Annotated in this window: 18 protein-coding genes and 2 pseudogenes; 7 read left to right on the forward strand and 13 right to left on the reverse strand. The window is 41.7% G+C overall.

Features of this window, described 5'->3' with window-relative positions:
- Positions 1-331 precede the first annotated feature (331 nt).
- Positions 332-1,435 carry a phospho-N-acetylmuramoyl-pentapeptide-transferase gene (gene mraY, locus CDC37_RS10605; RefSeq protein ID WP_096621828.1) on the reverse strand — a complete coding sequence of 368 codons (1,104 nt, stop codon included), beginning with the start codon at positions 1,433-1,435 and terminating at the stop codon, positions 332-334.
- An 87-nt stretch (positions 1,436-1,522) separates the two neighbouring features.
- Positions 1,523-1,759, reverse strand: a complete 237-nt coding sequence (locus CDC37_RS10610) for a DUF3134 domain-containing protein (protein ID WP_096621829.1) — start codon at positions 1,757-1,759, stop codon at positions 1,523-1,525.
- A gap of 243 nt (positions 1,760-2,002) precedes the next feature.
- On the opposite strand from CDC37_RS10610, the gene CDC37_RS10615 reads away from it, so the two are divergent.
- On the forward strand, positions 2,003-2,587 hold the full coding sequence (locus CDC37_RS10615) for a PAP/fibrillin family protein (RefSeq protein ID WP_096621831.1): 585 nt from the start codon (positions 2,003-2,005) through the stop codon (positions 2,585-2,587).
- A gap of 592 nt (positions 2,588-3,179) precedes the next feature.
- Here CDC37_RS10615 and CDC37_RS10620 read toward each other — a convergent pair.
- The 5 genes and pseudogenes from CDC37_RS10620 to recR form a co-directional block, all read right to left on the reverse strand.
- On the reverse strand, positions 3,180-3,935 hold the full coding sequence (locus CDC37_RS10620; protein ID WP_096621832.1) for a phycobilisome rod-core linker polypeptide: 756 nt from the start codon (positions 3,933-3,935) through the stop codon (positions 3,180-3,182).
- A gap of 57 nt (positions 3,936-3,992) precedes the next feature.
- Complete coding sequence (locus CDC37_RS10625) at positions 3,993-4,862, reverse strand: phycobilisome linker polypeptide (RefSeq protein WP_096621834.1); 870 nt, start codon at positions 4,860-4,862, stop codon at positions 3,993-3,995.
- Between the two features lie 615 nt (positions 4,863-5,477).
- Positions 5,478-6,746 (reverse strand): FAD-binding oxidoreductase, encoded by a 1,269-nt coding sequence (locus tag CDC37_RS10630; RefSeq protein ID WP_096621835.1) that lies wholly within the window; start codon positions 6,744-6,746, stop codon positions 5,478-5,480.
- 693 nt (positions 6,747-7,439) lie between these two features.
- Positions 7,440-8,762 carry a four-carbon acid sugar kinase family protein gene (locus CDC37_RS10635; protein WP_096621837.1) on the reverse strand — a complete coding sequence of 441 codons (1,323 nt, stop codon included), beginning with the start codon at positions 8,760-8,762 and terminating at the stop codon, positions 7,440-7,442.
- 5 nt (positions 8,763-8,767) lie between these two features.
- Positions 8,768-9,364, reverse strand: a pseudogene (gene recR, locus CDC37_RS10640) (recombination mediator RecR); the annotation flags it as partial.
- Positions 9,365-10,014: 650 nt separating this feature from the next.
- On the opposite strand from recR, the gene CDC37_RS10645 reads away from it, so the two are divergent.
- On the forward strand, positions 10,015-11,046 hold the full coding sequence (locus CDC37_RS10645) for a CobW family GTP-binding protein (protein ID WP_442861073.1): 1,032 nt from the start codon (positions 10,015-10,017) through the stop codon (positions 11,044-11,046).
- Positions 11,047-11,505: 459 nt separating this feature from the next.
- Positions 11,506-12,159, forward strand: coding sequence for a GTP cyclohydrolase I FolE (folE, locus tag CDC37_RS10650; protein WP_096621841.1), 654 nt, complete (start codon positions 11,506-11,508; stop codon positions 12,157-12,159).
- A gap of 100 nt (positions 12,160-12,259) precedes the next feature.
- On the opposite strand, the gene CDC37_RS10655 is transcribed toward folE, so the two are convergent.
- A complete protein-coding gene (locus tag CDC37_RS10655; protein WP_096621843.1) occupies positions 12,260-13,333 on the reverse strand; it encodes a glycoside hydrolase family 10 protein in 1,074 nt (357 codons plus the stop codon).
- A gap of 173 nt (positions 13,334-13,506) precedes the next feature.
- Here CDC37_RS10655 and CDC37_RS10660 point away from each other — a divergent pair, with 173 nt between their 5' ends.
- The 3 genes from CDC37_RS10660 (at position 13,507) to CDC37_RS10670 (ending at position 18,481) form a co-directional block, all read left to right on the forward strand.
- Positions 13,507-15,927 (forward strand): sucrose synthase, encoded by a 2,421-nt coding sequence (locus CDC37_RS10660; protein ID WP_096621844.1) that lies wholly within the window; start codon positions 13,507-13,509, stop codon positions 15,925-15,927.
- Between the two features lie 553 nt (positions 15,928-16,480).
- The gene (locus CDC37_RS10665; RefSeq protein ID WP_096621846.1) at positions 16,481-17,038 is read left to right on the forward strand and encodes a Uma2 family endonuclease; all 558 of its coding nucleotides are present in this window, start codon (positions 16,481-16,483) and stop codon (positions 17,036-17,038) included.
- 531 nt (positions 17,039-17,569) lie between these two features.
- A complete protein-coding gene (locus tag CDC37_RS10670) occupies positions 17,570-18,481 on the forward strand; it encodes an ROK family protein (RefSeq protein WP_096621847.1) in 912 nt (303 codons plus the stop codon).
- 210 nt (positions 18,482-18,691) lie between these two features.
- On the opposite strand, the pseudogene CDC37_RS10675 reads toward CDC37_RS10670, so the two are convergent.
- The 3 genes and pseudogenes from CDC37_RS10675 to CDC37_RS10680 all read right to left on the reverse strand — a co-directional run.
- A pseudogene (locus CDC37_RS10675) lies at positions 18,692-18,901 on the reverse strand (hypothetical protein); the annotation flags it as partial.
- Positions 18,902-19,056: 155 nt separating this feature from the next.
- Complete coding sequence (locus tag CDC37_RS24205; protein WP_157780711.1) at positions 19,057-19,239, reverse strand: hypothetical protein; 183 nt, start codon at positions 19,237-19,239, stop codon at positions 19,057-19,059.
- Positions 19,240-19,434: 195 nt separating this feature from the next.
- A complete protein-coding gene (locus tag CDC37_RS10680; protein WP_096621849.1) occupies positions 19,435-21,072 on the reverse strand; it encodes a CTP synthase in 1,638 nt (545 codons plus the stop codon).
- Positions 21,073-21,162: 90 nt separating this feature from the next.
- On the opposite strand from CDC37_RS10680, the gene CDC37_RS10685 reads away from it, so the two are divergent.
- Positions 21,163-22,926, forward strand: a complete 1,764-nt coding sequence (locus CDC37_RS10685) for an N-acetylmuramoyl-L-alanine amidase (protein WP_096621850.1) — start codon at positions 21,163-21,165, stop codon at positions 22,924-22,926.
- 340 nt (positions 22,927-23,266) lie between these two features.
- On the opposite strand, the gene CDC37_RS10690 is transcribed toward CDC37_RS10685, so the two are convergent.
- Positions 23,267-23,950 (reverse strand): CAP domain-containing protein, encoded by a 684-nt coding sequence (locus CDC37_RS10690; RefSeq protein WP_096621852.1) that lies wholly within the window; start codon positions 23,948-23,950, stop codon positions 23,267-23,269.
- 434 nt (positions 23,951-24,384) lie between these two features.
- Positions 24,385-25,794, reverse strand: a complete 1,410-nt coding sequence (locus CDC37_RS10695; RefSeq protein WP_096621853.1) for a hypothetical protein — start codon at positions 25,792-25,794, stop codon at positions 24,385-24,387.
- Between the last annotated feature and the right edge of the window lie 846 nt (positions 25,795-26,640).

Raw genomic sequence — 26,640 nt, forward strand, 5'->3', positions numbered from 1 at the left:
TGGTTTGATTTTTTAAGTCAGGGAGTAAGGGAATCGGGAGTTGGGAGTAGCCTATATGTAATGCTGATATCTTTGCTGATAAAAGTGATTTTCCGATTCACTTTTTGGGGTCAGGGAGTAAGGGAATCGGGAGTTGGGAGTAGCCTACATGTAATGCTGATATCTTTGCTGATAACAGTGATTTTCCGATTCACTACTGACTACTCCCTACTCCCTATCTACAAGCGAGAATACTACAGCAAAAAAATCCTCCCCAACTCATACACTTGGGAAGGATATCGTGTCTTGTCGAAAATCTGTGTAATTACTTAGGGACGAACTGGAACTAAACCTAAATCTTACCTAAAAAATATCCAGCGATCGCTAAGATTGCACCAACTGCATAAAAGACGGCAACAACTTGTAGCTCTGACCATCCCGACAGTTCCAAATGATGGTGTAGGGGAGCCATTTTAAATAAACGCTTTCCTTTGCCATCGGGACCCTTAGTCGCTTTGTAATAGCTTACTTGAGCCATTACTGAAAGGGTTTCGATAAAAAATATACCACTGAGGATAAACAGGGCTGCTAAACTATTTGTTAACAAAGCTACTGCTGCCAGCGCACCACCTAAAGCGAGGGAACCCGTATCCCCCATAAATACCCGTGCGGGGTTGCGGTTGTGTGCTAAAAATCCTAAACAACTTCCACTGACGGATGCACAGAAAATCATTAATCCAGTGGACTCCGGAGCAACTAATGCACCTAATGCTAGCATGGCGATCGCTACTGTTCCCCCAGCCAAACCATCGATTCCATCTGTCAAATTCGTTGCATTACTTTCTGCTACCAAGACGAACCCAGCTAGGGGGAAAAACAAGACACCCAGAGATAAAGACAATCCAAACGGTAATGATATACTGGTAATATTACTGAAGTCCTTGGTTGCCAATAACCACAAACAGAAGAGCGCTGCGAAACCTACCTGCAAACCCAACTTCATGGGTGGCGATATGCCTTTGTTGGATTTACGACGCAGAATCTGCCAGTCATCAATCCAACCAATGAAACCGTAGCTCAAGGTCAAAGCCGAAACTGCCAAGACATCAACTGCGAAATTCGACCACACACAAGCCACAAACAAGGCAACGGGAATAAAGAAAATCCCACCCATTGTTGGCGTTCCGGCTTTTTTCAGGTGTGCCTGTGGGCCATCTTCGCGAATTACCTGTCCAGCTTTGAGAGCTTGTAACCACGGTACAACCCAATAACCCACAGTACCGGAAATCAGGGCACATAAGAGGAATGGTAAAGTTAAGGAATCAGCTTGCCAAGGCATTCTGTTGGCCATACCATCCAAAATTAACCCCGCAATACCTAATCCTACACCTAAACATGAAACTAGACCGATGCCCGTAATATTCAACCCTTGGTCAGGAGATAATTTTGCGTCCACGGATATTTCCCTTCACTCCACACTTCAATAAAAGCTTGTTATCTCGGATGCTGGTTAACAGCATCCATCACCAGAACCAATGGCTATTTAATCGTCGAGACTAATATCGTCATCGTCGTCATCATAGCCACCAACATCGTCACCACCTAAAAACTCGGATATCTCTTCTTCATCTTCTGTGAAATCAGGTTCTTGCTCTGAACGTGCAATTAAACGACCCGTTTGTCTGAGCCAGTCCAGCAATGATAATTCCTGCTTTAATGGAATAACAGGGGCGCGTTGGGTACGGGGTTCTTCACGTAAAGGCGAATGAGAATTTACCATATCGACAAAGACACGAGATAAAAATGAAACTGGACAATAAGAGTCTATCACTTGATACAAAAGATTTTAGTTATTCATTCAACTCTTTTTTACGAATATCCGACAAAAAATAATTATTTAATATCCGTAAGCAAAGGGCAGAACTACTTATTTTTTATTGTGTTTTTAGATACACGCTTTTTGATTAGCTAATAGACTCAAATCAACGGAAATCCATTTGAAATTCAATAAAGGTATCAAGGGATGTTAGCAAAAAACCAACTACTTGCAGCTATAGCTCCGGTAAATCGGGGGCTAAAAGCAACGGAGTTAGAAAAACAAGCTATCCTCGCAGCGATCGCCACCTTAGAGGACTTGAATCCTAATCCTCACCCTCTAGAAGCACTTGACTTATTAGATGGTGATTGGCGACTAATATACACCACAAGTAGGGAACTTTTAAACTTGGAGCGCTTGCCTTTTTCACACCTGGGTCAAATTTATCAGTGTATTCGCACAAAATCCAATAGTGTTTATAACATTGCGGAAATTTTTGGTCTACCGTATCTGGACGGAATTGTTACCGCTTGCGCTCGGTTTTCACCAATTAGCCATCGTCGAGTCGAAGTTCGATTCCAGCGTTCTGTGATTGGTTTAAGTCGGTTAATTGGCTATAAATCGCCCTCCCAACTCATCACTGATATAGAAAATGGTAAAAAGTTTACCGCATTGGATTTTACGATTTCCGCCAATAATAATCCCGGTTGGTTAGATATTACATATCTAGATCCGGATTTACGGATTGGTCGTGGTAATCGAGAAAATGTATTTGTCTTAACACGAGCTTGAGTCATTACATAGGTGGTGATTGCGAACAAGAAAATATTCGATCTCCTCGAAAATGTCAAGGAGGGTGAGAAACATTTTTTTGAGTTCAGCAGTTAAACATGGGTTAAACGTGAGTTAAAACAGCTATATTGGCTGATTTATGCCAAAATGCCAACCAGGGAAATACTAGCATTGGGATAAATTTCTAGTATTTTGCTTTGGTTTTAGCTTTCTCGTTAGTTGTAAACGAGTTTCTGCCCACGACGCACCTACCGATTGGTAGAACATCTGGGGATTTTGGATTTTGGATTTTGGATTACCCTACAGTCGATCCGCACCACGTGCGTCTATGGATTTTGGATTTTAGATTGATACTTCGCGCGCTGATATATTTCCCTTTTGGTTTGTTGACGGTTGACCGTAGAGGGTTAGATTGCTACGTCTCTTCGACTACTAACCATCGAATAACCATCGAAACGAAAAGCTCATCATTGAGTTTGTACTAAATAACGGTCAACGATTAACTGTGTGAATTAGAATTTAATCCAATCACAGCTAATCGCCAACCGTTCGGTTCAATCTTCCTATTGGTGGTTGTTATTGGTATTTTTATCTATACAATTTCCGTAATACTGACTATTTTACCTCCAGTCCGATGGATTCTTTGGATTTGGGGGGTCATCTTGCTAGCGGACACAATGTACTCAGTATTACTACGATGGCGAGGTGCATCGAATTTTGCTCCAGCAACTAAAATTTTAAACCGCTTTTCAGTCGCGGGAACCCCACTTGTCGATTTAATTTTGCTGGGACTATTAGTGGCGATCGCAGACACTAACCGGGAATCTTTAGCAGCTTTGGAGGTTTCGGCAAAACCCCTTACCAAGTCAAACATGTGGTTGTAAGCCACCTGTTTCTGTCCTACTTGGGTGGAAGCACCGCGATAGTAGGGAACAATATTTTCACCAAAGGCATTGTTATATTCGACGCTATCAAGATAGGAGTCGATTTCCGCATCGTAACCGCTTTCAGCATAACGGCGAATATGCTCGGAAATTTCTGCCTGGTCTGCGGGAGCGCGTCCTAATAAATGCTTGAAGTTCAATTCCACAAACCGATAGGGTGAAGAACTTTCAAAAAAACGCTCCCGATACAAATCGGACTTGGCAATTGCTCTGACAAAATCCCGGACAGTAATTCTGCGATCGCGCAATTGGGATTCAGCAGTTGTCAAGCGCTCGCTTTCCATTAAATGGGCATTTCCCAGCACCTGCTTGTAAGCAGCACGGATGACCGCTTCCACCTCTTCCAGGGAACTGGTTGACCGCAATTCCGTCGGCGCAGTCGCGTTGATAACTATACTTCCCATTGGTATAACTCCTTACAAAAATGGTTTGTCACCGATTCTGACAACAATTTGCAGTAATCAGTTAACAGGAGTAATGCTGGCGATCACACCGCCCATTTTATGAATCCGTTGGTACTCTTCCGATAGCTTGTTGTAAGGAACAATGAAGACTTGGTTGGCACGACGGAATTTGGAAATCCGATTTACCGCATTCGCTCTGTAGCCTGTCACCTCAATCCGGTATGATTTACCGTCTTCTGTTGCACCCGCACCATGACGCGATCGCGAACCAAATGCCGGATTCTGGAATGACCAACCTTCCGATGCACCACTCGGTGGAACCACTGGAGTCGGCGTGTTTTGAATCACTAGTGCATTTAAGCGGGGACGATTTCCGGCTAAGTTACCCTTCAAATCGCTACTGGAAGCACCCCGTAATAGCTGGAACATGTGGGTAAATTCCACCATGCTCTGTCCATTTTGGGTTTTGTAGCCGCGATAATAGGGAACGGTATTTTCACCGTAGGCAGATTGATACTCATCGCTATCGAGATAGGAATCAATCTCCGCCGTAAATCCACCTGCGTCTAAAATAGCGCTGTGTGCTTTCATTTCTTCGTAGCTATCAGGAGCGCGACCCAGCAAATGTTTGAAATTTAACTCAATCGCCCGATAGCGCGAACAACTGTCAAAAAAACGAGAACGGTATAATTCTGACTTAGCTACTTGTCGCACAAACTCGCGCACGCTAATCTCACCACCCTTGAGTTGGGACTCAGGAATTGCGAGACGTTCGCTTTCCATTACATACGCATTCCCTAAGACCTGCTTATAGACTGCTCGGATGACGGTTTCTACGTCTTCTGCCGAACACCCTGTCCAGAGTTCGATTGGAGGGGTATCTTCAAAAGCTGCCACTCCTAACCGTGATGCTGGTCCGAAAGCCATTCAACTTACTCCCAGTTAACAACAAATTGTTTGAGATTTTTTGGTTTTTCTGTTGAAATTTACACCAGATGTCACAAAACTTCAGGTTCGTTACTTTTGTGTTTCCGAATTTTTACGGTGACATACTCCCTTGTAATTCGGGATTCACAAACATTTACCTGAGTTGGTTTTCTGTATCGCAAATTCCCTTTCTCATTTTCGTATGGGATTGAAACGATATTTATTAAAATTTGTAAAATTTTACCTTGTCGGGGTTAGTCTAGAAATGAAGCTAATCCAGAACCTTTCCCAGTATTATGTAGAGTTACATTTAGTTAGTGTAACTTTGTTTTAAGCGAACCCCATATTCTGGAATCATTAAGTCGAGCCTATATTCGAGCGATCGCAGAAAAACCCCTACAAGAAATTATTGATCTAATTAGGGCTTGCTGAAAAATATTAAAGCTATTCCCTATTCTTTTATGAAAACTATTAAGTGGAAGTTTTATCGAAGAGGTGAAAGGGCTATGATGCTTATTGAATAAGCTTTGTAGATATTTTCGTCACCCCTTCAGCATTTTTGTCCTTGTCCCCATACGGAACATGGGGATGAGAACACGAGAAAAATCCACATTTCTAACCAACTACAAACCTACCGGGATTGAGAAGATTATTGGGGTCAAATTGGGATTTAATCGATTGCATTAAACCCCGTGCATTCCCACTATAACCCCAAACGTCTAATTCGCTTTTGACGGAGGGGGGAGCGATTTGCACGGTTAGATATCCTTGATGGGATTGAGTTAATGTCCGGATTTGTTTCACTTGGTTGATATTATGGCATTGAATATTACCAATACCGCTACCGAGGTGAATTCGACCTATTTCGATATTGGTAAGTAGTTCGATGGCATAGCTGGGTAATATGCCAATTTTGGCCATAATTGCTTCCCCAGTGAGGGGGGTATATATTTCCTGGGGCGATCGCATCCACAATTTAGTTTCTTCTTCCCCTTCATAGGTTTGGCGGTGTAAGTTGAAACTGTCGGCGATATGAATGATTTTCTGGGTTTGTTCCTGGACGCTTTCCCAAATACTTTGAAATCTCACCATGATTCCCAATCCCTGACCTAAACCGAGTTTTGTCACCAATCCCTGACTGAGCAAATCAAATTGGGTCGGTGTCAGGGCGCTGTTACGTATTTTACTGGCTGCTTGGGCGATCGCATCGGTTTCTCCCACTAAAACCACTGTCTTGGAAGCTTCCTGAATTGGATATAACCGTAGTGTCACCTGGGTAATTACCCCTAAACTCCCGTAGGAACCTGTAAATAATTTCATCAGGTCATACCCCGCAACATTTTTGACTACTCGTCCTCCTGCTTTGGCAATTTTTCCGTCTGCTCTGACAAAGCTGATTCCTAATATTTGTTCCCGCACACTTCCATAGCGCTGTCGCATGGAACCTGTATCCCCTGTGGCAATAATTCCACCAATGGTGGCCATTTCTGGATATAAAGGATCTACGGCAAAAAATTGTCCCGTAGGTTGGAGCAGGGTTTGCAAATCGCTGAATTTCACTCCTGCTTGCAGGGTGACGGTAAAATCACCGACAGCATGTTCTATAACCTGATTTAAACGTTGGGTACTAATAACTATATCTATTCGGTCGGCGATATTTCCCCAATCCAATTTACTAGCGTTGCCACAAACCAATAACCGCCATTTTGCCAATGATGCAGCTTGGATGATTTCCGCTAGTTGTTCGGGGGTTTCGGGGTACACTATGCAACCAGGTATTTTTTGGGTTGCTAATTGGATACGTTGTTGATAACTAGCTGCTAGATTCTCCCAAGGAGTCACCCCTGTTTGTCCGACTATTGATTCTAAGGTTTGATTTACCAATTTACCCCCAGTTTTTTTATAATTCGTAATTCGTTGTCATATCCGCTACGTGGAAAGCAAGCTACGTAATTCGTAGAGGGAACAGGGAGTAGGGAATAGTTTTAGCCCAGCAATTCCACTTTTCTCAGAGGATGTTGGTCAAGTGTAAATAAATACTTTTTGAATCATTTTCTGGGATACAGTAAAGAAGCTCAAAAGCATATTTATTATCCACTACTACCGATTCCCGTACAAATGCGACATGTTGTGTCTCTCCCTACTCCCAAAAAACAAGCTTGTTAAGTATTAAAAGCGACTTTTCAAGCAATCTCTCAGGCTGCAAAAAATTACAGATGCAAGATTTTTTGAGCTTATATCACTATTTGTTTGCACCTTTTTGACTGAAGATACCCTCCAAAGCTGACAAAAGAAGAGTTTGGCTGTTTTTCACAAGTCCTATTTAGGGTTTGCGGAAAAAGTCTTTTAGTGGGGGTGGGAAATAGGTAATAGTTTTAACCCAACAATTCCACTTTTCTCAGACTCAAAAAAAGAGAAATGCAAGATTTTTAAGCACACATTTTTTTCAATTAAAATACCCTCAAAAGCTGACAATATGCAAGTTTTACTCTTTGTCAGCAAGCCCTAGTTATGTAGCTTGTACACCAAGTAGCGGTATTACGAATTACGTGATATGATGATGCAAATCCAAAATCCCTAAATTGGTGCTAACCGTTGATAAACGGTGAACAGAGCATTTTCATCCCCCACGTTTCCTGGAAATAAAACTACTGGTAAATTGGGAAATAAAGGATGGTCAGAGGATGTTGTCACCATTGAGACTCCGGCTAAAATTTGCCCTAGCAATCGAGCGGATGTTAGGGCTAACCCGTCGCTGAGAACGTCGTTGGAAGTAATTCCACCTTTGCTAATTAAAAAGCCGATATCTCTGGGTAAACCACGAACGATATCCATGAGTAAACTGGAAACCCGAATCCCAAAGTCTAAACGGGTTTTACTGTCTGCAAAGGTCAATTCTTGGCGACTTGTGTAGACAACGGGGGTTTTTCCTTGTTGATGGATTGTTTGTACTGTTTTTAACACATCCTCCAGGATACTTTCTTCTACTCCACCGTCACCTTCTAGCAGTTTACCGACTTCTACTTCCACCCCAGCAACCCCGTCTGCTTGGAGTAATCGTGTTAACTGCTGAGTTGTTTTTTTGACATGGGAACCAACTATCACCGCTCCCGGTTGACCGTTACGCACGTACTGGGACATTTTTTCGGCTGGAACCGGTTGGGGAGGTAAAGCTGCTAAAGCGGTTAAAATACTGGCTGCACTGCGAAAGAGAAATCTTTTCCCGTGACTTGCTGCGGTTAAGATGTCTTCGGCGAAGCGGTTTAAATCGGCTTGGGTTTCCCCATCGACGACGACACATTGATTGTCATGTAATTCTAACAATTTTTCCAAACAACCAGCCCGGATATCTGCCAGTAATAGCCGAGTTACTTCCTCCGCTAGGATGCGTCCTTGGGTTTTTTCTTCTACATACTTAGGTAAGTAACTATACTTATATCCAAATACGGAATCACGGGCAAATTCTGTTTCGTGGACAGGGGTGGGTACACCATTTACGAGCAAATAATGGATACTATCTTTGGTAAACCTTCCCCCTTCAAAAAAGGCTGGGACTAAAAAATGGGCATCAAAACCGCCTAATTCCCATGCGATCGCATCGGTTTCTATGGGGTAATGACCTCGTAAGGTGGAATCGGAACGACTCACAACCAAAAAATCGCTGATATTTTCCGCCTTTAAAGCCGCTTTTAAATTTTGGCAGATTTCCCGCGTTCGCGATGCGGCGTTTTCTGGGGTGAGAGCGCGGGTATTTGTTAATACGAAAAAAATTGGTGCGCGATCGCGTAATCCCATCCGCAGTGTTTCCACGTCCCAATCCATAAGTAGTAAACAACTGTGGACTGTTTGCGAACCTGTCGGATCGTCATCAAGGACAATAATTTTTGGTTGTGCAGTCATCCTGGTTACTCCAATTCCCGCCGACCTTCTAAAGCACGCGCTAGGGTTACTTCGTCAGCGTATTCTAAATCGCCTCCTACAGGTAAACCAAAGGCAATCCGCGTTACTTTCGTAAAGGGCTTCAGTAATTGTCCCACATACAGGGTCGTTGTTTCACCTTCAACGCTGGGACTAATTGCCAAAATTACTTCTCGGGGTTGTTGTTGACTTACCCTTCGCACTAAGGCTTGAATTGTCAACTGTTCTGGTCCAATGCCATCAATGGGGGAAATCACACCCCCCAAGACATGGTATTTACCTTTGTATTCACGGGTTTTTTCTAAGGCAATCACATCACGGGAATCGACAACCACGCAAATTACCCCATTATCGCGGTTCGGATTGCGACAAATTTCACAGACCGGTTCCGATGATAGGTGAAAACAAACCTGACAAAGACCAACTTGTTTTTTCGCTTCCACCAAAGCCTTTGCAAGGGCTTCAATTTCCGCCTCTGGACGTTTAATAATGTGCAATGCTAAACGTTGGGCCGTTTTTGGACCAACTCCTGGTAAGCGCTGCAACTGTTCAATTAATCTGGCTAGTGGACGTGCGTAAACCGTAGGTGTATCTCCAGTATTTTTGTACCTTGCTTATTTTATCGGATTTGGAGTGAATTGGGGAATTTGAATCCTGATATCTACTCGCTTGCAGGTGAGTCGGGAATCGTCCGTGACGGGAGTGGGGAAAAAATCACTTTCCAGCTTCCCACGTCGTTTGAACACAACCAAACAAGAAAATAGTTCACGTCTACTCCCCACTCCCTAATTTACACGCGAGAAAATAAAGTCAAACTCTCCCACCGGAAAAGTATTTCTGATCTACCACGAAAACGATTATCATTGTATTCAGTTATGATTGTCTTTGGCGTTGCTGAATTTGGGTATGAATTACGATTATTTACATTTTGTATTGAAACCAAAATCGTCTCTTCGGTCGATCCGCACTACGCGCGTCTACGTAGAGACGTAGCATCGCTACGTCTCTACACAACGTCGAATTTTCAATTCATATTTGTATTCAGCAACGCCATTATTTTGGGAATGGGTATGAAATAAAGTGCAGTTTTTCCCGTGGAGCAGTTATCTTGACTGCACTGGGAATATTATAAACAGCTTTTCGTTCTGTACGACAAATACATGCAAGTGATGAAAATTTTCGTTCCTTACCCGTTATTAACGTTATTTAATTATCTATACTCGAAGGAGAAAATATGACTACTATGACCACAAGCAATGAAAATGAATATATTATCCCTGATATACCGAAGAGAGGAATGCCTGTAACTATTATTACGGGCTTTTTGGGAAGTGGGAAAACAACCCTTTTAAATCAAATTCTCCAGAATAAGCAAGACCTGAAGGTTGCTGTGTTGGTGAATGAATTTGGTGATATTAATATTGACAGCCAATTACTGGTATCTACGGATGAGGATATGGTGGAACTCAGTAATGGTTGTATTTGCTGTACCATCAATGAGGGTTTGGTTGACGCTGTTTATCGTGTCCTGGAACGGGATGAGCGTGTTGATTGTATGGTGATTGAAACAACTGGTGTGGCGGATCCGTTACCGATTATTCTCACATTTTTGGGGACGGAATTACGAGATTTGACCAACATCGATTCGATTCTCACCTTGGTTGATGCAGAAGCTTTTGGTCCGGATCATTTCCATAGTGAAGCTGCTTTAAAGCAAATCACCTATGCAGATATTATTCTTCTCAATAAAACTGATTTGGTCAATCGAGATAAAATTGATGAGATAGAAGATTTCATCCACGATGTCAAGCTAAATCCGAAAATTCTCCACACCCAATACGGAAAAGTCGCGTTACCTTTAATTCTAGGTGTGGGATTGACTCCAGAGGATTTGTATACCTATTTACAAAATTCTGAGGAAGACCATCACCACCATCACGATGAAAATGAACATCACCATCATCATCATTCCCATCATTTAGAAAATGACGGCTTTGTTTCCTGTTCATTTCAATTCAATCGACCCTTTGATGTGCATAAGTTTGAGCATTTTCTCACTGAAGAAATGCCAACTGACGTATTTCGTGCTAAGGGAATTCTCTGGTTCAGCGAAAGCGAATTACGACATATCTTCCAGTTGAGTGGACCGCGTTATCAACTAGATGCTGATGAGTGGAAAACCCAACCCAAAAATGAAGTCGTTTTTATCGGTAGAAATCTGGATAAAAATAAAATTCACACACTACTTAGCAATTGTTTGCTATGATTAAGAAGTGTTAAGTTAGATGAGAATACAAATACAGGATACAGGAGTGAAATAAATTTTAAATCTCTCTTGCAACCTGGGATATGTGTTCTATTTAGTAACCAACTGCTGTAGAAACAAAATCATTGATTCATTTAGGAGTTTTGAGGTTTTTGAGACTATAGATGTAGTGAATATAATTCATAGCTTGAGTCTATGATAATTGATTTGTCTATAAACTTGGTCTCAAAAGTTTGAAATATCAGGCAAATTGAGCTAGCTGCTGTTAATGGTTGCTAGCAAATAAATCCGCGCTGAAATTTTTTGGTTGCAGATTGCTGAATTGAATTAAACCTGTTTACTGACACCTAGTTACAAATAGAGCAAATCTGATTTGTAATTGGGTAATAGCAGGAATAGCAACAGTCCTAAATCAGAATTAATAATCGATTACCCAAACATTACTACACACTTATCGTCATGACCTTTTCCATTAGTCCAGAACAAACTACTGCGGATGAACTTATCTCCTCTCTTTCGTTGCAACAAAAGCCTCAAGTCACAGAAGCAGAAATGATGCAAGCTGTGAGAACCTTGTTGATTGGACTGGGGGAAGACCCGGATCGAGAGGGTTTAAAGGATACACCAAAAAGGGTGATGAAGGCTCTGCAATCTTTGACTAAAGGTTATCATGAATCTTTAGACGAACTGTTGAATGGGGCTGTTTTTACTGAAGATGCCAATGAAATGGTGTTAGTACGGGATATTGACATTTTCAGTTCCTGTGAACATCATATCTTGCCAATCATTGGTCGTGCCCATGTTGCCTATATTCCCAATGGTAAAGTGATTGGGTTATCAAAGATTGCTCGTGTGTGTGAAATGTATGCACGACGTTTGCAGGTACAGGAACGTTTGACATTGCAAATAGCAGATGCGCTGCAAGGATTATTGAAGCCGCAAGGTGTAGCGGTTGTGGTGGAAGCGACCCATATGTGTATGGTGATGCGGGGTGTGCAAAAACCTGGTTCTTGGACTGTGACTAGTGCGATGCGGGGTGTGTTTGCGGAGGATGCAAGGACTCGTGAGGAGTTTATGAATTTGATCCGTCATAGTCCGAGGTTTCACGGTTAATTTTGGGTAGTGATAAATGGGGAGATGTCCGATTGCGACATCTCTTGTTTTTGTAAGTTGTTTGTTGACTGTTGACTACTCACCACTCCCTCCTCCCTATCTACAGGATTGTTGGAGGAAATTTGGCTGGTTGGGTGTAAATTGTTTTCAGGATTTTGGCAAGTTGGTTGTTGTTGGCGTGTAAACCTTCGTAGAAAAAGAAAACTTCCCCGTTGATGCCTCGGCTACGATTATAGGCGATCGCTTGACGTAAATAATCAGGATTTATCGTGTAGTTGCCGATTTTGATTAATATACCTGGTGCCAAGCGGGATAAATAGCCTTTTTTGCCGTAATCCCAAACTAAACTATTAATGATGCCTTGATAGCTGCGAAAATCTCGGCGATAGGCTTGGGGATGGATAAAATCAACTAATCCCCGTTCTAACCAGGTGGTAATGTCTTGTAAATATTCTTGTAGTGCCCAACCGGGAATGCTAGGAGCCATTGATACTATGAGGTGGGGATTAATGGCTTTGATTTGCTGGTAGAGTTGGGCCAGGAAATCTGTCAAAATCTCTGCACGCCATTGTAACCAGCGTTTATCCTTGGGGTTGGCTGGGGGGGGACAACCAAATTCTTGTTGATAGCGATCGCATGTATATTGATCGTAGCCTCCTTCACTGGGGAAAGCGGGTAAGCGGTCGTCTCCTTGAATCCCATCAATGTCGTAGTTTTGGACTACTTCTAGTATCATTTCTAACATAAAGTTTTGGACTTGGGGATGGAGGGCGTTCATCCATTCAAAGCCGTTTTTGCTGAGGAGATTGCCTTGTCTGTCCCGTCCCGACCACTCCGGGTGGCGTTGGAGTAATTTGCCACCGTTGGATTTGTAGGAACTGGCGAATCCGTATTCAAACCAGGGTATTACCTTAAGTTCAAATTGGTGGGCTGCGGTAATTACTTCAGCGAGGATGTCGCGATTTTGACTGATGGTTTGGGGTGTAGTTCCGAGAGTTGTTGCGAGGACTCGGCTGGGAAAGAGGGTTGCAGCTTGTTTCCAAACTACGGGAAATACGACATTAAAACCAATTTCTGCCAGAAAATCCATTGCGGTCATGATTGTATCTGGTGATTGGAAAACGGTGCTGTCGGTTGTTGTTAACCAGACACCACGAAGTTCTGTTTGACTCATTGGCTGGTGTTTACTTGGGATTGGGAGATTGGCAAAAATCTGACTGGAGATAGAGTTGGGGAACAAGATTTTTTCTCTTCAGAGGATGTGTCCTGAATCGGGGTGGGAATATACTATGGGACTATAGTAGCGAATTAAACAGAAGATTTTTAGGCAAATAGGAAAGTAGATATATGTCTGAATTATTGCAAGCAGTACTCGATAGCGATGAAAAAAAAGACTTGCGGATTTTAATGAGTGTTCTGCGTCAATCGGAGAAGAAATACTTACTGCGTAACGATATTTTAAATTTATATGGTGATTATTGCCAAGCCAATCAAATTTCTCCTGCTTGCTTACAATCGTCGAATTTAGGTAAATTAATTTACTATACCCAGGAAATAATTCAGGACGATACGAGTTTTTGTTTTATTATTCGTCCCCAGATAGCCAGTCAAGAAATCTGTCGGCTAAACGACGATTTAAGCTGGGATGAAATGAGTGTGGAGGAACTATTAGATTTACGCGATCGCTTGGTCAATCGTTATCATCCTGCGGATGGTGATTTGTTTGAGATAGATTTTGGTCCATTCTACGATTATTCTCCCATAATTCGTGACCCGAAGAATATTGGTAAAGGGGTACAGTTTTTGAATCGCTACCTTTCTAGTAAGTTATTTGCCGACCCGAAACAATGGTTAGAAAGCCTTTTGAACTTTTTACGGGTGCATAGTTATGCAGGTAATCAGTTATTAATCAACCCCCGGATTCAATCACAGCAGGAATTATCCACACAGGTGAAAAAAGCGATCGCATTTTTAAGCAATTATCCTGATGATAAACCCTATGAAAGTTTCCAGTATGAATTGCAAAGTATGGGTTTTGAACCAGGATGGGGAAATACGACCGCAAGGGTGAGAGAAACCCTGGAAATGTTGGATGAGTTATTGGATTCCCCTGCTCCCCAAACCTTGGAAGCGTTTATTTCTCGCATTCCCATGATTTTTAAGATTGTTCTGGTATCCGCTCATGGTTGGTTTGGTCAAGAAGGGGTGTTAGGTCGTCCAGATACGGGGGGACAGGTGGTGTATGTCCTCGACCAAGCGAAAAATTTAGATAAGCAACTTAAAGAGGATGCGATTCTAGCTGGTTTGGAAGGGTTGAATATTGAAACCAAGGTGATTATTTTAACGCGGTTGATTCCGAATAGTGATGGAACCCGGTGTAATCAGAGATTGGAGAAGGTACATGGAAGTGATAATGCGTGGATATTGCGTGTACTCCTACGGGAATTTAATCCCAATATGACTCAAAACTGGATTTCTCGATTTGAATTTTGGCCCTATTTGGAGACCTTTGCACTGGATGCGGAACGGGAATTATGGACAGAATTGCATGGTCGTCCAGATTTAATTGTGGGTAATTATTCCGATGGTAATTTGGTGGCATTTTTGTTAGCAAGACGGATGAAAGTTACCCAGTGTAATATTGCCCATGCCTTAGAAAAATCGAAATATTTATTTAGTAATTTGTACTGGCAGGATTTGGAAGATAAATATCATTTTTCCCTGCAATTTACTGCCGATTTACTCACGATGAATGCCGCTAATTTTATCATTAGTAGCACCTATCAGGAAATTGTGGGAACAAACGATAGTGTGGGTCAGTACGAATCCTACAAATGTTTTACAATGCCGGATTTATACCATGTCGTCAACGGAATTGAATTATTTAGTCCTAAGTTTAACGTAGTTCCCCCTGGAGTGAATGAAGGGTATTATTTTCCCTATACACGACAGGAAGAAAGGGTGAAAAATGACTGCGATCGCATTACCGAAATGTTGTTTACCCTGGATGACCCATCACATATTTTTGGTCACTTAGATAATCCCCAAAAAATTCCCCTATTCTCAATGGCAAGGTTAGACCGGATTAAAAATCTCACCGGTTTAGCGGAAATATTTGGTAAAAGTACAGAATTACAAGAACATTGCAATTTGATTTTAGTAGCAGGAAAATTGCGAGTAGAAGAATCAGGAGATGGGGAAGAAAGGGAAGAAATAGTCAAGCTATATCGCATCATCGAAGAATATCAACTCCAAGGCAAAATTCGCTGGTTAGGGGTACGTTTATCGAAAGCTGATTCGGGAGAAATCTATCGAGTCATTGCTGACCATCGGGGTATATTTGTCCAACCAGCTTTATTTGAAGCCTTTGGTTTAACAATTTTAGAAGCCATGATTTCCGGTTTACCAACATTTGCTACCCAATTTGGTGGTCCTTTGGAAATTATTCAAGATGGGAAAAACGGCTTTTATATTAATCCCACAAACCACGAAGAAACTGCCAATAAAATAGTAAAATTTATCCAGGAATGTCAAACTAACCCTGATAAATGGTTAGAAATTTCCGCCAATGCCATCGAACGAGTTTATAGCACCTATACCTGGAAAATCCATACCACGAAATTACTATCCCTATCCAGAATTTACGGCTTCTGGAATTTTATTTCGCGCGAAAATCGAGAAGACCTATTAAGGTATATTGAATCGCTGTTTTATTTAATATATAAACCCAGAGCGCAACAACTATTAGAACAGCATAAATATCGATAAGTTAATCCCTTTTTCCGGTGGAGATTAGCCGTCTCTTACCCCCTCCTGCAATCAGACAAGCTACAGGAAGGGGTAAATTCTGTGCAATTTCTAGAATAATTTGTATTAACCTAACGTGAGTTCGATGATTTATAAAGCCTGAAACTCCTTTCCAGTAGCATTCGTAGAAAATAGAAGTTTTTAAAAACCTCCAAGTATGATGTTGAGAATAAAATCATTAAACCTGGAATCAGTCAGTTATTGACTTTGTTCTCAACTAATGGATGAGGTTACTTTAAACCTTAACTTTCAAAATCATTGATTCACAGGGATTGTAGCATTTATAATTCGTCGAATTCACGTTAACCTAGAATTGATCACGAGTGGTTAGTAAGCCCACTACTACTCCACCACATAAGTTCTGAGGGGTTTGTAGTTGTTGCTTTAGCCTCGAAAAAGTTTTACTTTAGAGCGCTATACCCGCAGGGTTGTCGTAGACTAGCGCAACTATGTGCCTTTATCCACTCATCAAAATTAATGCGATGACTTCCTACTCCCAACTCCCTAATTAAATATGACCATCACTGAATCACCACCACTCAATTTAGAGAAATTTCTGGACTTACCAGAAACCAAACCCGCATCTGAATACTTTAACGGAAAAATCCAACAAAAACCAATGCCACAGGGTGAACATAGTTTAATCCAAACAACTTTTTGCGAAGTCATCAACGGTGTCGCGAAAAGTCAAAAAATAGCGATCGCATTTCCAGAGCTACGGTGTACATTTGATGGTCAATCCCTGGTTCCAGATGTCAGTGTGTTTCGTTGGTCGAGAATTCCCCGAGAAAGTACTGGAAGGGTAAGTAATCGGTTTGAGATTCCCCCTGATTGGATAATTGAGATTTTATCCCCTAATCAAAATACCACCAAAGTCTTGACCAGAATATTTCATTGTTTAAAAAATGGAACGGAATTAGGATGGTTAATAGACTCGGAAAATGACAGCATTTTTGGTGTTTTCCCTGGTCAACGTTTGGAATTATACACAGGAAATAGCTGTTTGCCGGTTTTAGAAGGTATTGAAGTTGAATTAACAGTTGAACAGGTTTTTGGTTGGTTGAGTTTGTAACATTTAGCTGGGTGGGAAAAATTATTATTGAGTCAAATTTGCATTCCAGTATCCTATCGAGGGTATCCCATATCCTGTATCCTATCTTCTAGATTTGGAAATGATACCAATTTGAACCATGAATTCGACAGATATAGCAATCCGATTTTAGTAGTGAAAAATAGCGTGCTGTTGACTGATGACTGTTAACCGTCAACCGTCAACCGTCAACAACCCCACATCTAAGATTTTACAAATCATTTAGGACTACGATAGATTTTGGGAGTTAATGCTCTATACGGTTTTTTCAATCCATATATCCTGGATTTCTCACGAGTAAGTCGTAAACCTTGAGTAACGAATTCATTTTCCTTCTATACCCTACGGGTACGCGCAGCGTTGTCGTAGACTAGACGCTACGCGTCTACACTACTCCCTACTCCCCGTGAGTTTTAGGGTTTTGTGAGAAATGCGGGATATGTGTAGCTGATTTACCGCAAGGTAATCCAAAATCTAAAATCTAAAATCTAAAATTGTCGTGTGGTCAAAAACGTGTCTAGGGAAGTAATTGGAATTGATTTAGGGGGAACGGGAATTAAATTGGGAAGGGTAGGAACTGATGGTAATTTAATTAAAACCATATCTGTACCAACTCCTCAACCTGCGAATCCGGAAGATGTGTTTGCGACAATTGTAGAGGCGATCGCATTTCTCGATCCAGATGGTATTAGTACAGCTATCGGGGTGGGATTACCTGGTCCAACGGATGCAAGGGGTAGAATTGCCAAGGTATCAATTAATTTACCAGGATGGGTGGATATACCGTTGGCTGATTGGTTGGAGGCAAAGTTCCACAAACCGACGATTATTGCTAATGATGCGAACTGTGCTGGATTAGGTGAAGCTTGGTTGGGTGCTGGGAGAAATTTCCCCAATTTTATTTTACTCACCTTGGGTACGGGGGTCGGTGGAGCAATTATTTTCAATGGGGAGTTATTTAGCGGTCATTATGGTGCTGCTGGTGAATTGGGTTTAATTACTTTGTACCCAGATGGCCCTACCTGCAATAGCGGTAATAATGGTTCCTTGGAACAGTTTGTCTCTATTCGAGCTATTCGCCGACGAACGGGGTTAGAACCTGCGGAATTAGGCGTTTTAGCAGCGAATGGAGATTCCCGTGCTTTAGAATTTTGGCAGGAATACGGACGAGATTTAGGTATTGGTATCAGCAGTCTAGTTTACGTATTAACACCGGATGCAGTCATTCTTGGTGGGGGTGTAAGTGGTAGTGCCAAGTTTTTTTTACCCGCAACCCGTGCAGAGGTGGAACGCCGAGTACTATTCACATCACGGGAAAATCTGCAAATTATCCCCGCTCAACTTGGTAATCAAGCTGGTATCTTCGGAGCTGCGAAAATTGCCTTTGAAGTAATAGGGATGGGGGAGAAGGGGAAATTAGTTTGACGTGATTAATTATACTAAGATTTCCAATTCCCTACTTTTATATCTTATATCTTGCACCTTTACGTATACATACGTTGAATTTCAAAATATACGCGATATAGCTACAGTATCTTTGTTCGCTTTTAATGCTCAAATAATACTTTTAGCTTTATACTGAGTATTTTATTTCCATCAGCTTTTCTTGGTGCAAGATGTGAGTACTCCCCCGATTTAAAACCGATACCCACTAAGGGATTCAATATGCTTTACAACCAGTTCATAGGATTCGGGGTTACTGACTGGACTGATGATGATGGGGATGGAACTATCTGGTAGCCAAAATGTGATTCTACCATTGGGTTCGCGGCAAAATGATTTGATGCAAGCAAGATTAATAATATATTCGTTGCGTTCGTAGGTGATTTTGATCCAATAGGGATTGGCTGAGTGATGATGGAGTGGTTGAATATCTGCCACGTTGGGGAAAATTAGTATATGAAAATGGGAGATGTAGGTTTAGGATTGCAATTTGCGATCGCAAAACCCTACGATTGTGGATTATAAATCCTTGTTAGCAAGTTGATACCGAAAATAACTTAACGTAAGTTCAACGGCGATCGCAACATGTTTCTGGTGATGAATTTTTGTGAATCTTTTCCCCAATCTTGATATTGATTACAGGAAGGAGACAGAATACAGGATACAAAATAACCGATACATAAATCACCTCGCATCCTGAACCAAATGAAGGGTTGGGGATGAGAATCAGAATGCAGCATTTATACGTACCTATCCACAGCTTTTACACGGTCAATAAGTGAGCTTTTGGTCTAGATGGTTAATGCTTAAAGGTCTACTTTCAACCAACTAAAAGAGAAACATATCAGCGTACACAGTATAAAAGTCCACACCACGGTTATTCTGTATCCAAGTACTCTGTATTTAACTTTCTGTCATCCCCCAATCTCCTCTTTCTATAGCACTTCTGCGGGGGTTGGTTGGTTGACTCCTGGATGACATTTGCTAATGGCTGCTTGCAAAAATCCTTTGAACAGAGGATGGGGTACATTGGGACGGGATTGGAATTCTGGGTGGAATTGACAAGCAAGGAAAAATGGGTGTTTCGGTAATTCAATGATTTCGACTAAGCGTCCATCTAGGGAAGTACCACTAATTAAATATCCTGAATCCAAAAACAGGTTTCTGTACCCATTATTAAACTCGTAGCGGTGACGATGACGCTCGCTAATCAAATCCTGTTGATATAGGCGATGGGCTAAACTATTAGGTAGCAAATTACACGGATATAGACCCAAGCGCATAGTTCCCCCTAAATCCACCACATCTTCCTGTTCCGGCAATAGATGAATCACAGGATTCGGGGAATTGGGGTCAAATTCGGCACTATTTGCGTTTTTTAAACCTGCCACATTCCGTGCCCATTCAATTACGGAACATTGCATACCCAAACATAAACCTAAAAAGGGAATTTGTTGTTCACGGGCATATTGAATCGCGGCAATTTTACCATCAATCCCCCTTGTACCAAATCCACCGGGAACCACAATCCCATCAACACCAGCGAGGTAATTTTCCACAGGTTCGGTTTCCAGTTTTTCCGAATTCACCCATCGCAATCGTAAATCACCATAGGTAGCCAAGGCTGCATGACGCAGAGCCTCCACCACCGAAATATAGGCATCATTTAAACGGACATATTTACCAACAATGGCAATTTCAATGGGATACTTGGGACTATACAGCCTTTCTACTAATTCTCGCCACTGTAACAAATTCGGGATACGCTGTTCCATTTGTAACAACTCCAGGGCCTGTTGTGCCAATCCTTCCCGTTCCAAAATTAACGGTACTTCGTAGATACTGTTGGCATCAGGTGCGGGGATAACACATTCAAAGGGAACATCACAAAACTCAGATAACTTTTCCTTAATACCAGGGGGTAGGGGGCGATCGCAGCGACAAACTAAAATATCTGGTTGAATGCCGATGGAACGTAATTCCTTCACCGAGTGCTGGGTGGGTTTGGTTTTCATTTCCCCAGCCGAGGTAATCCAAGGAACCAGAGTCACGTGCATGTACAGGACATTTTGCCGTCCTACTTCCTTGCGAAACTGACGAATTGCCTCCATAAACGGCAAGGATTCAATATCTCCAACCGTACCCCCAATTTCCGTTATCACCACATCGGGATTCGTATCTTTAGCAACCCGAATAATCCTTTCTTTGATTTCGTTGGTAATATGGGGAATAACTTGTACCGTACCCCCCTCATAATCACCACGGCGTTCGCGGTTAATTACCGCTTGGTAAACCGAACCAGTGGTAACGCTATTAAGACGAGACATGGGTGTGTCGGTGAAGCGCTCATAGTGTCCCAAATCTAAATCAGTTTCGGCTCCATCCTGGGTGACAAACACCTCACCATGTTGAAACGGACTCATGGTTCCCGGATCAACGTTAATATACGGATCGAGCTTAAGGATCGAGACTGAGTAATCTCGAGATTTAAGCAAGCGTCCCAAACTTGCTGCGACAATACCTTTACCGATGCTAGAAACAACGCCACCGGTGACAAATACGAACTTAGTCATACTTTTTTGAATTTCTTGCAACCTCTGAAATTACACCCCGTCATTGTGCCACAGTAATCTACAGTCGTAATCATTTATTGGTATTGTGGCGTGAGAATAGCATTTGGTTTAGTATTCATTAGCTCGATAATTACTCCTTCAATTGTTTTGGCCCAACAACAACCCCTGAAAGTGGTTTATCCTCCTGCCAATCACCAAACCAGTGCAGATAGAATCTTTTTCATTGGTAGTGCCCCGCCAACCGGAAAAGTTTTCATAAATGGCCAACCCATTAACCGTAGTCCGTCGGGAAACTTTGCTCCCAGCTTACCATTACAGTTGGGTGAAAATCGATTTGTGGTACGTTACGAAGACCAAGAATTAACTATTCAGGTGACACGTACCGCAACTCAACCAGAAATACCCCAAGGATTGGCTTTCGGTAAAGATTCCCTGGTTCCCAAGGTGGATATAGCTCGGATGACCGGAGAACCAATCTGTTTCAGCGCTATTGCCCCACCTAATGCCAAGGTTAGCGTTAAACTTGCCGATCAAACTATCAATCTTGTTCCTCAGCCAAAACAGTCATTGTTACCCAGCAACTTAGCAGCCCTAACGGGACGTAACCAACCAGAAGCCCAAGCTACAGCTGGTTTCTATGCTGGATGTACCAGTTTTAACTCAATAGGAGATTTGGGACAACCCCAATATCAACTTACTCTCTACGGTAAAACCTTGACCCAAGCGGCTGGGGGCAAAGTACAAATTCTGTCACCCCATCAGTTACAAGTCGCGGAAATTACGGTGGCAGCAGGTGTGGCTCGCACTGGCCCAAGCACGGATTATTCTCGCTTGACCCCTTTACCTCAAGGAACCCAAGCGGCAATCACAGGCAAAGAAGGAATTTGGTATCGCCTCGATTATGGTGGTTGGATCAATAGTCAGGAGACCCGTATTATACCAGTTACCGTGCCACCCCGCACCATAATTCGTAGTGTCGGCTACCGTCAAGGTGCTAACACCACCGAATTGCGTTTCCCCCTACAAATACCTGTTCCTGTAAGTATTCAGCAAGGAAGTAATACTCTCAACCTGACTCTCCACAATACCACTGCTCAAACTGATATTATTCGCACCGATGATGACCCGATTATCGAGCGAGTCGATTGGCAACAAATTACTCCCCAAACCGTTCAGTATCAAATCAATCTCAAAACGAAACAACAATGGGGCTATCAATTCCAATACGAAGGTACAACATTGGTGCTGAGTTTGCGCCATCCTCCCCGACTAACTAAAAATCGTCGTCGTCCCCTGGAAGGGGTGAAAATTCTTCTTGACCCTGGTCACGGTGGTCGGGAATTAGGTGCAGTTGGACCAACTGGAGTTCCAGAAAAGGAAGTTAACTTGATTGTTTCTCAACTACTGCGGGATGAATTAACTAAACGCGGTGCAAATGTGGTCATGACCCGTACAGATGACCGGGAACTTTCCCTACCGGAGCGACAAGCAATCATCAATCGGGAACTACCCACCATTGCCCTTTCAGTCCATTACAACTCCCTTCCCGACAACGGTGATGCGGAAAACACCCAAGGCGTGGGCATGTTTTGGTACCACAGTCAAGCCCACCATCTTTCCGTATTTTTGCACAACTATTTAGTAAAGAAATTAAACCGTCCTTCCTACGGAGTATTTTGGAATAATTTGGCTTTAACCCGTCCCCACAGTGCTCCATCAGTGTTACTGGAATTGGGTTTCATGAGTAATCCCCGTGAATTTGAATGGATTACCGACCCGAAATCTCAAGCTAAATTAGCACAGACTCTAGCGGAGGGAATTACGGAATGGTTGAAAATGCATTCAGCTAAATGATTAGCGATCGCATATTGCGGTTGACAGTTCACAGTTGACTGTTAACCGCAGATAAAGTGTTATTCGCAAACCCTAATTATGCTACTGCTGTTTCTCTTTGATACATAAAACTTTGCCATAAAATTACGTAGACACAGCCTTCCCGCAGGCTATTACGTAGCTTACTTTCCACCACACGGGTATTAAAAACTACGTAGACCCATAGCGACTTGCCGCAGGCTATTACAAATTACGTAGCTTGTTTCCCGCGTAGCGGGTATTACGTACGCGAAGCGTTGCCGCAGGCTATTACGTAGACGCGTAGCGGCTTGCCGTAGGCTATTACAAATTACAAATTACTTCAACTCCCTTCCTGATAACCACCTGCGTACTTAATTACACTCATTGTGCGGTAGCGTGAATGGTTTCCGTTAGCAACCCCGGTTACTCGAAAAGCCGGATTAAAGATATTTACCCGGTGGCCACGATTGGGTACACCATCATCAATAATTAATTGCATGATAATATCTTGAGCCTGATTTGGTCCGTAGGCAATATTTTCCGCCGCAGTTTGTTGCCATTTTCCATAGCGATTCATCCGGGTAAATGGGGTACTACCATCGCTACCCCTGTGGCCAATTGTACCCTTTGGTCCCTGGTCTCGAACATGGTCACGAGCAGCACGGGACATCCCCGTAGAGAGACGTAACTGTCCCGCAGGTCGAGCTGACCTTAAAAATGCGATCGCTTCATCAACAGCTTTGACTCCTTCCTGGGTTTGGAGAAAGGTATTGTGATTGATTTGCACCCGATTTCCCCGAAATTTCCGCCGATAATTTTCTAAAATGGGAATGTAGGATTGGGGGTTTGCACGAACTTTGTTCATTTCCGCAACCACTTGTCGATCCAGTTGGGAGATATCCCCCGTTTGTGCGATTACCTGGGAATTATTTTTGCTTCCCAGGAATACTTGAAGTGTCTCACCGAAAATAGCCAATGCACTACTAACCAAGATTAATGGCAGGAATAAACTAATTTTGCGCATTTTTTATACCTTAGAGAATAATGGCTGTGTTTCCAATCTAAGGATATAGATGCAAAAAATGCTACAAAAGTTCATGGAAGCAGTCAGGTTTCTCTGAGATTATCTAGTAGTAGTCTGTGTCATTAGTTCTGATGGGTTCGTAGTTGTGGCTCTAGCCTCGAAAAAGCTTTATGATAAAGGCGCTATACCCGCAGGGTTGTCGTAGACTAGCGCTACTACGTGCCTTTTTTAAACCATCAAAATTAATAGTACAGACCACTCTCCATGTCATTAATTTTCATGGGTAAGGAAAGGTTAGTAGTTACGAACTACGAATTATGTAGCTTGCTTCCCGCGTGGCGGGTATTACGTACGCGAAGCGTTGCCGCAGGCTATTACGTAGATGCGAAGCGGCTTGCCGTAGGCTATTACGAATTACAAACTACGAATTATCATCAGAAGTGATAAGAAACACCAACAGAAAGAACTGGATATACTCCCATACCCTTTAAATCTTCTTCAATAGCTTTTTCTTCAGCTTTGGTATCAGCTAAAATTTGGTCGCGTAATCCTTCATTCCCAATTTGGGGGGTTAATTCCACATTGGGAGCACCGGGGAACATCACACCTAAATTCATGGATAATCCCCATTTATCACCATATTTAACAGGTTTTTGCCAACCAATTCCCAGGTAGGGAGCAATTTTATTGGGAAAAGATACTTTTCCTTTGACTGCGGTAATATCATTAGGGGTATAGTGATTGCCATTATATGTAAAATACCCATCTTCACTGAGTTTGAGATTCGCATCACTATTAACATGATTATTATGGAAAACAAAACCACTGGTAATATAAAATCCAGAATTTTTCCAGGGACGATAATCCATTAAAGTGGAAACGTTAAATAGGTTTAAATTGGAATCGTAGGAAAGATAATTATGAGGTTTTTCATGACCATCATGGTCTGGATGGTCGTCATGTTTATCATCACCTTTATCGTTTTTATATTCTCCTAAACCCAGACTTCCCATGTGTACACCGACGCGAGCATCAAATTGATGATTCAGTCGTTTCTTCGCAGAAAATCCGGCTCCTAGAGTACCTATTTCTGGTGTAATTGACCATTTGTTTACATCTTGATATTCTGTTTCTTGTAGTACAAACTTTTCGGTATCTTCCAAAGATGCAGAAATTCCCGGAAAACTCTTATCTCCTAAAATTGGAATTACTCGTAATTTTTGCGCTTTTTTGATGTGGTGTTGATCAACTGGTTTGACTTGGAATTGTTGTTGTTTGTACTCATATTCATTCCTGGGGTAGTTTTCTTGATATTTCTCTTGATAATGGGTAGGTTGGGTTTCGACTGGTTGTTGATATTTTGTTTCTGGGATTGTATTTTGTGGATGATGTTCTGATTGTTGATATTTTAATTCTGGTGGTGTTATGGGTGAATTATAATCGGATTGTTGATATTGATGGTCAGGTGGTATGGTTGGTAAATTTTCTGGAGCGGGAACAGGAATATTTTGAGCAGTTTGTAAATGTAAATCAGCCGCACGATAGGAAATTTGCACTGGTTGATGGTTACGTTTTTGGGCAATATCATAGATAGAGCTAAAGGTGCGATCGCTAGATGGTGATGATGTATTGGAAGTAATTAATGATGATGTGGATTGAGGTGTTCTTGCTGTAAATCCGATGGGATATTTAGCTGTTTGCCGATACCTAAGTTTGGCGTTCCAATTTTGGTTTGATGTTGGTGGTTCGATAGTCTTTGCTGTTGCTTTTTTGGTGACAGAATCAGCAAGTAAACCTGTTGCAGTTAATCCTAGAATTGATAGGCAAACTCGAACTTTGTTCATGGTATAAAAATCCGTAAAGTGAAATCAAAAAGTTTGCAATAATTATCATAATTGACCCTGGTATGATTTAGGAATTACCCCTTATTCTTTATGACTCCTATTTCCGACAAACCCCTCAGAGGATGTTTTAAAAGTCGATTTTAATACTTGAATTATCGTTTTTGGGAATGGGGATTAGGGGAAGAAAATGTATCAAAATTTGAGCGAAATGGTATTACTTGTGAGAAATAGAGAATTGACATCTGATGTGTAGAGAACTTGGAAAGTAGTAAGTAGTAAGTAGGAGGGAAATTAATCTGTTCATTAATACTCACTAATTGGGGTGGATACAGGACAAGTCCTGCTACTTATTCGCTAAAAAAGTACATTCTCTGTGAATTCTTACCAATCAGAAAATGTACCATTAAATTATGCTCTGTTTATCATCCCAATCGTCAGTCATCCACTCTGAATAATCAGGATAAATTCCAGTTATATCATTGATAATTAATAGCAAGAAAAACTAACTATTAATTATCAATCATTAAGGATTGATGGTCTGTATTATTAATTACATGATACCAGAATTTTGAGATTCTTTAACCATATAATCAATCTAATTTGGTGATACACATTGGTCAACAAATCATGGCTAATACAAATTAATAACCGAATCAAATCGAAGTGCTTGATGTTTTCTAATATATCCTATAACTTTCTAAACCATAGCTAGAATAATTTAATTTCGAGAAAACTTTATTAATCTCATAATATTCAATAATTTTTGCTGGATTATCGGGAAAATGTTGCAGATGAACTGCGCCCTTTTAATTATACAATCACCCAGATTATAACGAATTGTTAAGT

It is taken from the genome of Calothrix sp. NIES-3974, assembly GCF_002368395.1.
Classification (GTDB): Bacteria; Cyanobacteriota; Cyanobacteriia; order Cyanobacteriales; family Nostocaceae; genus NIES-3974.